This window comes from Streptomyces johnsoniae (assembly GCF_031845565.1).
Classification (GTDB): Bacteria; Actinomycetota; Actinomycetes; order Streptomycetales; family Streptomycetaceae; genus Streptomyces; species Streptomyces johnsoniae.
This window is the reverse complement of the sequence record NZ_JAVREV010000006.1, coordinates 292,269-304,545: the sequence shown is the minus strand read 5'-3', so window position 1 is coordinate 304,545 and position 12,277 is coordinate 292,269. Positions and strand designations below refer to the sequence as shown.

Genomic DNA, 12,277 nt, shown 5'->3' with positions numbered 1-12,277 from the left:
CGAAGTTGCGTCCGGCGGGTGATGTCGACGCGAAGCCGTCCGCATCACCGCCGTCCTTCGTATTCTGAACCCCCGCTCGGCAGTCGGCAGTTGGTGACCCACCTGGGCCGGCCCACCGGGCGGACGACGAGACCCGCGGTGCGCGGCAGGCAGGGAAGAGGACGAGGATGGACCCGGTGGTACTGGCGGCGGGCACGGCGCTCGTCGGCGCGATGGTCACCGACACGTGGCAGCAGGCCAGAATCGCGGCGATGGCCTGGTGGCGGCGGACGCGTCCCGCACAGGCCGACGCGGTGGAGACCGCCCTCGACGCCGACCGCGCCGCGCTGCTGGCGGCCCGGGAGCAGGGCGACCAGGACACCGAACAGGCCCTGATCGGGGCCTGGCGGTTGCGCCTGCAGGGCCTCCTCGCCGAGGACCCGGCGCTGCTGGAGGAGCTGCGCCTGCTGGAGAGCCGTATCCGGGCCCTCCTCCCCGCCGCCGGTCAGGGGTCCGTCCACATCGTCGGGCACGCCCGGGACAACGCCCAGGTGTTCATCGCCAACGGCCCCCTGCGGGTCGACCGTTCATGACCACGCGGCCGGACGACGAGACCCGGCCACCCCGCCGGACATCCATCGAGGTCACCGCCCAAGACAACGCGCAGGTCCATGTGGCCGCCGGGGACATGACCGTCGTCAACGGAGCGCCGCCCGCGCCGGTGACCGCGCTGCGGACCCTGCTGCGCGACACGCCGGCCTTCACCGGCCGCGGTGCCGAGCTGGAACGGCTCCTCACCGGTACCGAGCAGGGCGGTGCCCCGGTCATCCACACCATCGACGGCATGCCCGGCGTCGGGAAGACCACCCTTGCCCTTCACGCGGCCCACCTCCTGGCCGACCGCTTCCCCGACGGGCAGATCCTGCTCGAACTACATGCCCACAGCCCAGGGCAGCATCCGGTCGGTCCCGCCGATGCCCTCGGCGCTCTTCTGCTCTGCACCGGCATCGCCCCCGAGAACATCCCCCGGGGTCAGGACGACCGCGCCCGTCTGTGGCGCGACCGGCTGGCCGGCAAACGCGTGCTCCTGCTGCTGGACGACGCCGCCGACCAGGCCCAGGTCGAACCGCTCCTGCCCGGCACGGGAGACGTTCTGGTACTGATCACCAGCCGCCGCCGTCTCGTCGCGCTCGACGGTGCCGCCCCGCTGACGGTGGGTCCGCTGCCGCCGGGGGACGCCGCGGAACTGTTCGTCCGCCTCGCCCGCCGGACGCCCGCCACCGCCGAGGACGCGGCCGCGGTGACCCTGACCGTGGACCTGTGCGGTCACCTGCCGCTGGCGGTGGCCCTGGCCGCCGGACACTTCGCCGCCCACCGGGAGTGGAGCTTCGCCACGGTGCCGGAAAAGCTCTCCGGCGCGCGGGACCGGCTCGAACAACTCGCCACCGGCCACAAGGGGGTGGCCGCCGCCTTCGACATGTCCTACCGCGCGCTCACTCCGGAACGGCAGCGTCTCCTCCGTTACCTGGGCCTGCACCCGGGCACCGACATCGATGCCGACGCCACGGCCGCCCTCGCCGGTACTCCCGTGGGCCTGGCCCGCCGGGAGCTCGAAGCCCTGTACACCAGCCACCTCGTCGACTCGGCCACGGCCGACCGCTTCCGCCTGCACGACCTGATCCGCAGCTACGCCCGCATGCTCGCGGACCAGGAGTCGGACCGGGACCGCGACCGGGGAATCGGCCGGCTGCTCGATCATTACCAGCACACGGCGGAAGCCGCCGACCGCCTCCTCGCCCAGGCTCCGCTCTCCCGCACCGGTGCCGCTCCCCCGGCACACGTGCGCGCTCCGGCCACCTACGAGGCGGCGCTGGCCTGGATGCTGGCCGAACGGTCCAACCTCATCGCCTGCACGCGCTACGCCAACGCGACGGCGCGGCACGCACGCACCCTGCGGCTCACGGCCGCCCTGGCCTCCTTCCTGCATCTGCAGGGCCCCTGGGACGAGGCCGTCGCCCTTCACCGCGCCGCGGCCGACGCGGCCGTCAGCGCCGGGGACGAGCACGGCGAGGCCCTTGCCCTGCGCGAGCTGAGCCGGATGCGCGCCGTGGCCGGGGACTACCAGGAGGCGGCCGGCCTGGCCGGGCGGGCACGGGACCTGTTCCGCGCCCTCGGCGACCGCCGCGGCGAGGCCGCCGCCCTCGGGGAGCTGGGGCGCACGCGGGCCATGACCGGGGATCTCACGGCCGCGGCCGGCCTGTTCCAGCAGGCGGGGGACCTGTACCGCGCGGTCGGCGACCGGCACGGCGAGGGCACCGCCCTGCGCGAGCTGGGGCAGGTGCGGGCGGTTACCGGGGCGTTCCCCGAGGCACTCGAACTGCTGCCCAGGGCGCTGGACCTGTACCGGTCCCTGGGCGACCGTCTCGGCGAGGCCCACGCCCTGCGCGATCTGGGCCGCACCCGGGCCGCGACCGCGGACTACCGCGAGGCGGCCGAGCTGCTGCCCCGTGCGCTGGAGCTGTACCGCGCCCTCGGCAGCCGCCACGGCGAAGCCGCCACCCTGGGGGAGCTGGGCCGGGTGCGTTACGTGACCGGGGACTACCGCGAGGCGGCGGATCTGGCCGGGCAGGCGCTCGACCTCTGCCGTGCCCTCGGCAGCCGCCACGGCGAGGCCACCGCCACGTGGGAGCTCGGGCGCGTGCGGTCGGTGACCGGGGACCACCGGGAGGCGGCCGGCCTGTTCGAGCGGGCAGGTGACCTGTTCCGCGCCATCGGGAATCTCCACGGCGAGGCCCACACCCTCCAGGACCTGGGGCGCGTCCGGACGCAGACGGGGCACCATACGGCGGCGGCCGGCCTGCTGGAACGGTCCCTGGGGCTGTTCCGGAAGGTCGGGGACCGCCTCGGGGAGGCCGAGGTCCTGAACAGTCAGGGCGCTCTCCTGACCGCGTCCGCCGGCCCGGAGGAGGCGCTTGCCGCGTACCGGGGGGCCCTGGACCTGGCCCGTGAGGTCACGAGCCCGCTGGACGAGGCGCACGCCCTCGAAGGGAGCGCCCACTGCCACGAACGCACCGGCGCCACGGAGGCCGCGGTCGCCGCGCTCCGCCGAGCGGTCGGCATCTACCAGCGCATCGGCGCCGCCGAGGCCCCCGGGGCCGCCGCCCGCCTGGCGCGGCTGTCCGCCTGACGGCTCAGTCCAGCAGCCGCAGGCCGATGCCCTGCCAGCGGGCGCCGACGCCGGTCAGCGTGACCTTCCGCTCCTCGTCACCGGCGTCCGTGGCGTCCCCGGCGTCCGTGGCGTCCCCTGCGTCGGTGCCCTCCGCCCGCTGGATCACCACGTGCAGCCGGTCCTCCGACAGCTCCTCGACGCGGCCCTCGCCCCACTCCACGACCACCACGGACTCCGGCAGCGCCACGTCGAGGTCCAGGTCCTCCATCTCGTCGAGGCCGCCCGCGAGCCGGTAGGCGTCCACGTGCACCAGGGGCGGGCCGCCGCCGAGCGGCGGGTGCACCCGCGCGATCACGAACGTCGGCGACGTCACCGCGCCGCGCACGCCGAGCCCCTCGCCGATGCCGCGGGTCAGCGTCGTCTTGCCCGCGCCGAGCGGCCCGGTGAGCAGCACCAGGTCCCCCGGCCGCAGCAGCGCCGCCAGGCGCCGCCCGGCCTCCCGCATCCGCTCCGCCCCGCCGACGGTGAACGACGCCGTGGACACCGGCGCCTCAGACAGCTGGCTCATGGAACGGGATGCTACGCGCAAGCAGCCGCGTCAGCTGCTCGTTGACCTGCCGTGGACGTTCGAGCAGCAGCAGGTGCCCGGCGCCCGGCAGCACCGCGCGCTCCGCGCCCGGCAGCGCGGCGGCGATGCGTTCGCTGTGCGAGGCGGGCGTCACCTCGTCCCGCTCGGCGGCGAGCACGAGCACCGGCAGGTCGTCGGCGAGCCCGTTGAGCACGGCGAGCGCCCGCTGCTTGTCGTGCTCGGCGAACGCCGGGTAGAACGCGGCGACCACCTCCACCGGCACCGAGTCGATCAGCCGCTCCGCGAACCGCGCCACCCCGGCGTCGACCTCGTCCGGCGTGCCGAACGCGTACCGGCGCACGAGCCCGGCGTACAGGTCGCCCGCGAGGCGCCGGGCGCGGTCCACCAGCTCCTGCTGCGAGCCGAGCGCCCGCAGCACGCCGGGCACCACCCTGCGCACCGCGCGCACCGCCGAGGCCGGGAAGCCGTACGTCACCTCCGCCAGGTCCCCCGCCGAGGTCGCCAGCAGCGCGATGCCCGCGACCCGGCGCGCCACGTAGTCCGGGTACTGCTCGGCCAGCGCCATGATCGTCATACCGCCCATCGAGTGCCCCACCAGCACCACCGGGCCCTCCGGCGCCACCGCGTCGAGCACCGCCTTCAGATCGCGGCCGAGCAGGTCGATGCTGACCGGGTCACCGCCCTCCCGCAGCGCCCGGCCGCGCCCCGAACGGCCGTGCCCGCGCTGGTCCCAGTACACCGCCCGCACCGAGCCGCGCAGCGCGGCCCGCTGGAAGTGCCACACGTCCTGGTGCAGGCAGTACCCGTGGCTGAACACCACGGTGGGCGGCGGCTGCCGCCGCCGCGCCCGGCGCCGCGCCCGGCCGGCCGGGGCCGCGGGGCCGGGGCCGGGGGCCGGGCCGCCCGGCCGATCGGCCGCCGGGCGCGCGTACTCCCCGACGTCCTCCACCTCGAAGTACAGCTCGGTCCCGTCCTCGGCGACCGCCGCGCCAGGCGTGCCGCGCAGCGTCCCGTACGGGCCCGCCGCGTCCAGCGCCAGCTGCGCCTCGCGCCGCACGGAACGCCCCACCGATATCCGTTCCACGGCGACCGTCGTGGCCACCGCCCCGAGTGCGAGGCCCGCTATCCCCGCCCGCCGCGCCCAGCTCACGACGCCCGCTCCCCCCGGTACACGCGCGGCACGCGGTGCCCCACCCGGGTCACGATCTCGTACCCGATGGTGCCCGCGGCCCGCGCCCAGTCCTCCGCCGTCGGCTCCCCCGCGTCGCCGGGGCCGAACAGCACCGCCTCGTCCCCCGCGGCCGCCGCGTCGCCGCCCAGGTCCACCACGAACTGGTCCATCGCCACCCGGCCCGCGACCGTCCGCCACTTCCCCGCGACCAGCACCGGGCCGGTGTTCGAGGCGTGCCGCGGAACACCGTCCGCGTAACCCGCGGGTACCAGCGCCAGCGTCGTCGCGCCCGACGTCGTGTAGCTGTGCCCATAGCCGACCCCGTGCCCGCCCGGCACCCGCTTCACCGAGGCGAGCCGCGCCCGCAGCGTCATCACCGGCCGCAGCCCGAAGTCCTGCGGCGTGCCCACCTCCGCGGACGGCGAGAGCCCGTACACGGCGACGCCCGGCCGGATCAGGTCGTAGTGCGCGTCGGGCAGCGTCAGCGTCGCCGGCGAGTTGGCCAGGTGCCGCACCTCGGGGTCGAGGCCGGCCCGCGCCGCCGCGCCGAGGGCGTCGGCGAACGCGGCCTGCTGGAGCGCGATCGAGGGATGCCCCGGCTCGTCCGCGCACGCGAAGTGCGACCACACGCCGGTCACCCGCACGGTGCCCGCCACTTCGGCGGCCCGCGCCGCGGCCACCAGGTCGGGCCAGTCCGCGGGCTGGCACCCGTTCCTGCCGAGGCCCGTGTCCGCCTTCAGCTGCACCCGCGCGACGCGGCCCGCGGACCGCGCCGCGTCCGCCGCCTCCGCCAGCGCCCACCGGCCGCTGACCGAGACGTCGATGCCCGCCTCGACGGCCTGCCGCCACGGGTCGCCCGGCGTCCACAGCCAGCACAGCAACGGCCCCGTATCGCCCGCCGCGCGCAGCGCGAGCGCCTCCTGCGGGGTGGCGGTGCCCAGCCACGCCGCCCCGGCCTCCCGCGCCGCGGCGGCGCTCGGCAGCAGCCCGTGCCCGTATCCGTCGGCCTTCACCACGGCCATCAACTGGGCGCCACCGACGGCACGTTCGCGCAGCGTGCGCACATTGGCGCGCAACGCGTCGAGATCGATGTCGGCCCACAGCCGCCGGCCGCCGGCCGGTGAGTGATCGTTCATCACCCTCCAGTGTCGCAGGAATCGCGCGGGCGTACGGGTCAGACTGGGACCATGAGGACCGCATACCGAGTGGAGACCGTACGCGCCGCGGAACGGGCCCTGATGGCGCGGCTGCCCGCGGGCACGCTGATGGCCAGGGCCGCCGCGGGGCTCGCCGCCGCCTGCGCGGAGCTGCTGAGGCCGCGCCTGTACGGCGCCCGGGTCGTGCTGCTCGTCGGCAGCGGCGACAACGGCGGCGACGCCCTGTACGCCGGGGCGCGGCTCGCCCGGCGCGGCGCCGCGGTGACGGCCGTGCTGCTGAACGAGGAACGCGCCCACCCCGGCGGCCTCGCGGCGCTGCGCGCCGCCGGCGGCCGGGCCGCGGGCGCGGCGGGCGCGGAGCGGCTGATCGCCCGCGCCCGGCTCGTCGTCGACGGCATCACCGGCATCGGCGGGCGCGGCGGCCTGCGCCAGGACGCCGCCGGTCCGGCCGCCGCCGCGGCGGAGCACGGCGTTCCCGTGGTCGCCGTGGACCTGCCCAGTGGCGTCGACGCGGACACCGGTGAGGTGCACGGCGCGGCCGTGCGGGCGGCGCTGACCGTCACGTTCGGCGCCTGGAAGCCGGGCCTGCTCGTGGACCCGGCGCGCGCCCTCGCGGGCGAGGTGCGACTGGTCGACATCGGCCTCGGCCCCGAACTGCCGCCGGAGCCCGACCTCGTGGCGTTCGACGACGCCGACGCCGCCGCGCTCCTGCCACGTCCCGAGGCCGAGTCCGACAAGTACCGGCGCGGCGTGATCGGCATCGCGGCCGGCTCGGCCCGCTACCCGGGCGCCGCCGTGCTCACCGTCGGCGGCGCGCTGCGCGGCGGCGCCGGCGCCGTCCGGTACGCGGGCCCGGCCGGCGGCGGCGTCATCGGCCGCTATCCCGAGACGCTGGTGTCCGAGGGCCGGCCGAGCGAAGCCGGGCGGGTGCAGGCGTGGGTGGTCGGCCCGGGACTCGGCGGCGGCCCGGAGGCCGCGGCGACCGTCGCCGACGTGCTGGCCGCCGACGTGCCGGTCCTGGTGGACGCGGACGGCCTGCACAGCATCGACCCGGAACGGCTGCGCGCCCGTTCCGCGCCCACGGTGCTCACCCCGCACGCCGGGGAGGCCGCGGCGCTGCTCGGCACGTCCCGCGACCGCGTGGAGTCCGCGCGGCTCGCGTCCGTGTCCGAACTCGCCGTCCGCTACGGCGCGGTGGCGCTGCTGAAGGGGTCCACGACGCTGATCGCCGAGCCGGGCCCCGGGGGCCCCGAGGGGCGCGGGCGCGTGCTGGCCAACACCACCGGCACCCCGTGGCTCGCGACCGCGGGCAGCGGCGACGTGCTCTCCGGCCTGATCGGCGCGCTCCTCGCGGCCGGCCTTGCCCCGCTGGACGCCGCCGCGCTCGGCGCGCACCTGCACGGCCTGGCCGGGCGGGCCGCACCCGTGCCGCCGATGGCCTCCACGGTCACCGAGGCGCTGCCCGGGGTGTGGGCCGCGCTCAGCCCTCGGCGATGACCACCGCGGACGCGACACCCGCGTCGTGGCTCAGCGAGACGTGCCAGGCGCGCACGCCCAGCTCCGCCGCCCGCGCGGCCACCGAGCCGCGCACGGCGAGCCGCGGGCGCCCGTCGGCGTCCGTGACGACCTCGGCGTCCGTCCAGCTCAGCCCGGCCGGCGCGCCCAGCGCCTTGGCCAGTGCCTCCTTCGCCGCGAACCTGGCCGCGAGGGAGGCCACGCCGCGCCGCTCCCCGCCGGGCAGCAGCAACTCCCGTGTGACGAACAGCCGCCGCGCCAGCTGCGGCGTGCGCTCCAGCGCCTCGGCGAACCGGTCGATCCCCGCCACGTCGATGCCCACACCGACGATCACGCCTGCACCACGCTCCCGTGCGCGTCGGTGACTTCGCACCGCACCTCGTCGAACTCCCGCCGCAGCAGCACCACATGATCCTCCGGCAGGCCGCGCACCTCGTGCGCGTGCCCGTCGAAGGCCGCCGCGTCCGAGGCCAGGAACGATTCGCCGTCCCCGACCCCCGCCACCAGCGGCAGCCCGCGCCGCACGCCCGCCACGGTGTCCGGCTCGTCGGCGTGCACGGCGATCAGCGCGAACGAGCCGCGCAGCGAACGGCACACCTGCCGCAGCGCCTCGCCGAGGTCGACGCAGGACGAGAACTGCTCGGCCAGCAGGTGCGCCGCCACCTCGCCCTCGGTGCCGGACGGCAGCAGATGGCCGCGCCCGGCCAGCGCGTCGCGCAACTCGGCACGGTTGCCGAAGGACCCGTCGTGCACCACCGCGACCCGCCCCGCGGCGTCGAGACACGGCTGCGCGCAGGCCGTCGCCCCGTTCCCCGCCCCGCCTTTCGCACGCAGCTGCCCGACGCCGATGCCGCCCGTGGGCAGCGGCCGGCGCGCCAGCACGCCGCGCAGCTGCGCCAGCGGCCCCGCGGCGCCCGCCGCCGCGAGGCCGCCGTCGGACAGCACCGCCACCCCGGACGCGTCGTGCTCCGCCCGCTCCAGCCGCCCCAGGCCCGCGAGTACGGCCTCCAGGGCCGACTGCGCCTGTGCTCCCGCGTACCCGACCATCCCGCACATGCGGGCAGACTAACGGGGCCGACACAATGTGCGCGTGGCAACCTCGCTCCAGCACCCGACGCCGTACGTGGATCTCAGCCGCACGGAGTGGAGCGCGCTGCGCGCGCGCACGCCGCTGCCCCTCACCGCGGAGGAGGTGGAAGAGCTGCGCGGCCTCGGCGACGTGATCGACCTGACCGAGGTCGCGGAGGTCTACCTGCCGCTGTCCCGCCTGCTCAACCTGTACGTCGGCGCCACCGGCCGGCTGCGCGACGCGGTCAGCACGTTCCTCGGCGGCCCGCAGCCGGCGACCCCGTTCGTCATAGCGGTGGCGGGCAGCGTCGCGGTCGGCAAGTCGACCGTCTCGCGCCTGCTGCGCGTGCTCCTCGCCCGCTGGCCCGAGCACCCGCGGGTGGAACTCGTCACCACCGACGGCTTCCTGCTGCCCAACGCCGAGCTGCACCGCCGCGGGCTGATGGCGCGGAAAGGTTTCCCCGAGTCGTACGACAGGCGCGCGCTGACCCGGTTCGTGGCCCGGGTCAAATCGGGCAGCGACGAGGTCGGGGCGCCGGTCTACTCCCACCTCACGTACGACATCGTGCCGGGCGAGCGCCAGGTGGTCCGCCGCCCCGACATCCTGATCCTGGAGGGCCTGAACGTCCTCCAGCCCGCCCAGCACGGCCAGGTCGGCCTGGCCGACTACTTCGACTTCTCCGTCTACGTCGACGCGCGCCCGGCGGATATCCGCCACTGGTACCTCGACCGCTTCAGAAAACTCCGCGCGACGGCATTCCAGAACCCGGACTCCTACTTCAGGAAATACGCCTCGGTTCCGGAAGCCGCCGCCATGGAATACGCCGAACGGAATTGGCGGACCATCAACGAGCCCAACCTGCTGACCAACATCGCCCCCACCCGGGCGAGGGCCACCCTGATCCTCCAGAAGGACGCCGGCCACGCCGTCCGCCGCCTGCGCTTGCGCAAGCTGTGACGCCCGCGGGGCCGCCCGACCCCGCCGCCGCAGCGCCCCGCCGCCCCCGCCGGGTCAGCCGAGTGCCGACTTCACGACGTCCGCGAGCCCCGACGCCACCGCGCGGGCCTGCGCGGCGTCGGCCGCCTCGACCATCACGCGCACCAGCGGCTCGGTGCCCGAGGGCCGCAGCAGCACGCGCCCGGTGTCGCCGAGCTGCCGTTCCGCCTCGGCCACCGCCTCGGCCACCTCGCGGCTGTCCGCGGCGCGCGAACGGTCGACGTCCCGCACGTTGATCAGCACCTGCGGGAGCCGTTCCATCACGCGGGCCAGCTCCGCCAGCGGGCGGCGCGTCGCCGCGACCCGCGCCGCCAGCATCAGCCCGGTCAGCGTGCCGTCGCCGGTCGTCGCGTGGTCCAGCACGATGACGTGCCCGGACTGCTCACCGCCCAGCGAGTAGCCGCCGCGCTTCATCTCCTCCAGCACGTAGCGGTCGCCCACCGCCGTCTGCCGCAGGCGCAGCCCCTCGCGCTGCATGGCCAGGGTGAAGCCGAGGTTCGACATGACGGTCGCCACCACCGTGCCGTGCCGCAGCGTGCCCGCGTCCCGCATCGCCACGCCCAGCACGGCGAGGATCTGGTCGCCGTCGATGTCGGCGCCCGTGCCGTCCGCCGCCAGGCAGCGGTCCGCGTCGCCGTCCACGGCGATGCCCAGGTCCGCGCCGTGGGCGGGCACGGCGGCGCGCAGCGCACCGAGGTGCGTCGAGCCGTAGCCGTCGTTGATGTTGAGGCCGTCGGGCTCCGCGCCGATCGTGACGACGTCCGCGCCCGCCCGCGCGAACGCCTCGGGCGCCACCCGGGAGGCCGCGCCGTGTGCCGCGTCGATGACGACCTTCAGCCCGTCGAGGCGGTGCGGCAGCACGCCGACCAGATGGGACACGTAACGGTCGAAGCCCTCGCCGAAGTCCGTGACGCGGCCGACGCCCGCGCCGACCGGACGGTCCCACGGCAGGCCCGCCGCATGGTCCCAGTAGGCCGCTTCGATGCGGTCCTCCAGCTCGTCGGCGAGCTTGTGGCCGCCCCTGGCGAAGAACTTGACGCCGTTGTCCGGCATCGGATTGTGGCTGGCGGACAGCATCACGCCGAAGTCCGCGCCGAGCGAACCCGTCAGGTAGGCGACGGCCGGGGTCGGCAGCACCCCCACCCGCAGGACGTCGACGCCCGCGCTGGCGAGGCCGGCGACGACGGCCGCCTCAAGGAACTCGCCGGACGCCCGCGGGTCGCGCCCCACGACGGCCAGCGGCCGGCGCCCCGGCTCCCCGCCCGCACCGGCGAGTACGCCCGCCGCCGCCACAGAAAGGCCGAGGGCCATCTCTGCCGTGAGATCCGCGTTGGCGACACCGCGCACGCCGTCCGTGCCGAAGAGTCGTCCCACAGTAATTCCTCCGAGTTCACCAGAGCGGCCCGACGCGTTAACCCTATAAAAGGAGCGCCCCGACAGCACGGAGGTGCTGTCGGGGCGTCAGCAGAAATGATCCAGCCGAGGGTCAGCGCTTGCTGTACTGCGTCCCCTTACGGGCCTTCTTCAGACCCGCCTTCTTCCGCTCGACCGCACGGGCGTCACGGGTGAGGAAGCCGGCCTTCTTCAGAGGGCCGCGGTTGTTGTCGATGTCCGCCTCGTTCAGCGCGCGGGCCACGCCGAGGCGCAGCGCACCGGCCTGACCCGAGATGCCGCCACCGGAGATGCGGGCGACGACGTCGTAGCGCTCGTCGAGCTCGAGCACCTTGAAGGGCTCGTTCACGGACTGCTGGTGCACCTTGTTGGGGAAGTAGCCCTCCAGGGTGCGGCCATTGATCTTCCACTTGCCGCTGCCCGGGACGATCCGGACGCGGGCGATGGCGTTCTTGCGCCGCCCGGTGCCGGCGCCCGGCAGCGGGTCGCCGAACTGCGCCGCCGCGGGCTCGCCGTCGACGGCGAACTCCTCGGGCGTGCTCTCGGTCGTGTACTCCTCGACCTCGGGGACCTCGGTGTCAAGCGTTTCAGGGGTGGTCTCGGCCACGATTCTCCTCAGATTCTCTTCCGTGTCGGGGGTGGCCGGGACTACTGCGCGACCTGGATGATCTCGAACGGCACGGGCCGCTGGGCGGCGTGCGGGTGCTCGGGGCCCGCGTACACCTTCAGCTTGGAGAACATCTGGCGGCCCAGCGTGTTCTTCGGGAGCATGCCCTTGACCGCCTTCTCCACCGCCTTCTCCGGGTTGTTCTTCAGCAGGTCCTCGTAACGGACCGACCGCAGACCGCCCGGGTAGCCCGAGTGGCGGTAGGCAAGCTTCTGCGTGGCCTTGTTGCCGGAGAGGTGCACCTTGTCGGCGTTGATGATGACGACGAAGTCACCGGTGTCGACGTGCGGCGCGTAGATCGGCTTGTGCTTGCCCCGCAGAAGGGTGGCGGCCTGGGAGGCCAGGCGGCCCAGTACGACATCGGCGGCGTCGATGACGTGCCACTGACGCTGGATGTCGGCGGGCTTGGGGCTGTACGTACGCACGGGTCGTAGCCTTCGCTTCTTCAGTGTTGGGTTCCTGACAAGGCCATCCGGGGGAGAAACCGGCACTGGCCGCACTCCGGTGACGCAAACCGGGTGCCGGCCGCCAGCAGCCATCCTGGTGGACCGGCGCAGGCCCCTCACGTGAGAT

12 protein-coding genes are annotated in these 12,277 nt (G+C 75.4%); 4 read left to right on the top strand and 8 right to left on the bottom strand.

Features of this window, described 5'->3' with window-relative positions:
- The first annotated feature begins 167 nt into the window (after positions 1-167).
- Both RM779_RS13580 and RM779_RS13575 read left to right on the top strand, forming a co-directional pair.
- On the top strand, positions 168-572 hold the full coding sequence (locus tag RM779_RS13580; RefSeq protein WP_311617928.1) for a hypothetical protein: 405 nt from the start codon (positions 168-170) through the stop codon (positions 570-572).
- A complete protein-coding gene (locus tag RM779_RS13575) occupies positions 569-3,166 on the top strand; it encodes an ATP-binding protein (protein ID WP_311617927.1) in 2,598 nt (865 codons plus the stop codon). Before RM779_RS13580 ends, RM779_RS13575 begins: the two co-directional genes overlap by 4 nt.
- A gap of 4 nt (positions 3,167-3,170) precedes the next feature.
- Here RM779_RS13575 and tsaE read toward each other — a convergent pair whose 3' ends face one another.
- From tsaE to alr, 3 genes are read right to left on the bottom strand one after another with little or no spacing between them, the layout of a single operon-like run.
- The gene (gene tsaE, locus RM779_RS13570; RefSeq protein WP_311617926.1) at positions 3,171-3,716 is read right to left on the bottom strand and encodes a tRNA (adenosine(37)-N6)-threonylcarbamoyltransferase complex ATPase subunit type 1 TsaE; all 546 of its coding nucleotides are present in this window, start codon (positions 3,714-3,716) and stop codon (positions 3,171-3,173) included.
- Entirely contained in the window at positions 3,700-4,887 is a 1,188-nt protein-coding gene (locus tag RM779_RS13565; RefSeq protein WP_311617925.1) for an alpha/beta fold hydrolase, read from the bottom strand. The genes tsaE and RM779_RS13565 overlap by 17 nt, the downstream gene beginning before the upstream one ends.
- Positions 4,884-6,044, bottom strand: a complete 1,161-nt coding sequence (gene alr / locus RM779_RS13560) for an alanine racemase (RefSeq protein ID WP_311617924.1) — start codon at positions 6,042-6,044, stop codon at positions 4,884-4,886. Before alr ends, RM779_RS13565 begins: the two co-directional genes overlap by 4 nt.
- 51 nt (positions 6,045-6,095) lie before the next feature.
- Here alr and RM779_RS13555 point away from each other — a divergent pair, with 51 nt between their 5' ends.
- Complete coding sequence (locus tag RM779_RS13555; RefSeq protein ID WP_311617923.1) at positions 6,096-7,562, top strand: NAD(P)H-hydrate dehydratase; 1,467 nt, start codon at positions 6,096-6,098, stop codon at positions 7,560-7,562.
- Here RM779_RS13555 and RM779_RS13550 read toward each other — a convergent pair.
- Positions 7,546-7,914: a holo-ACP synthase gene (locus RM779_RS13550; protein WP_311617922.1), complete on the bottom strand. Its 369-nt coding sequence runs from the start codon at positions 7,912-7,914 to the stop codon at positions 7,546-7,548. The two genes, RM779_RS13555 and RM779_RS13550, sit on opposite strands and share 17 nt — an antisense overlap.
- Positions 7,911-8,636 carry a glutamine--fructose-6-phosphate aminotransferase gene (locus RM779_RS13545; RefSeq protein WP_311617921.1) on the bottom strand — a complete coding sequence of 242 codons (726 nt, stop codon included), beginning with the start codon at positions 8,634-8,636 and terminating at the stop codon, positions 7,911-7,913. Before RM779_RS13545 ends, RM779_RS13550 begins: the two co-directional genes overlap by 4 nt.
- A gap of 34 nt (positions 8,637-8,670) precedes the next feature.
- Here RM779_RS13545 and coaA point away from each other — a divergent pair, with 34 nt between their 5' ends.
- Positions 8,671-9,606 carry a type I pantothenate kinase gene (coaA, locus tag RM779_RS13540; RefSeq protein ID WP_311617920.1) on the top strand — a complete coding sequence of 312 codons (936 nt, stop codon included), beginning with the start codon at positions 8,671-8,673 and terminating at the stop codon, positions 9,604-9,606.
- Between the two features lie 54 nt (positions 9,607-9,660).
- Here coaA and glmM read toward each other — a convergent pair whose 3' ends face one another.
- The 3 genes from glmM to rplM all read right to left on the bottom strand — a co-directional run bounded on the left by glmM (position 9,661) and on the right by rplM (position 12,129).
- Positions 9,661-11,019, bottom strand: a complete 1,359-nt coding sequence (gene glmM / locus RM779_RS13535; protein ID WP_311617919.1) for a phosphoglucosamine mutase — start codon at positions 11,017-11,019, stop codon at positions 9,661-9,663.
- 112 nt (positions 11,020-11,131) lie between these two features.
- Complete coding sequence (gene rpsI / locus RM779_RS13530; protein WP_311617918.1) at positions 11,132-11,644, bottom strand: 30S ribosomal protein S9; 513 nt, start codon at positions 11,642-11,644, stop codon at positions 11,132-11,134.
- 41 nt (positions 11,645-11,685) lie between these two features.
- Positions 11,686-12,129, bottom strand: a complete 444-nt coding sequence (gene rplM / locus RM779_RS13525) for a 50S ribosomal protein L13 (RefSeq protein ID WP_077059518.1) — start codon at positions 12,127-12,129, stop codon at positions 11,686-11,688.
- Positions 12,130-12,277: the final 148 nt, after the last annotated feature.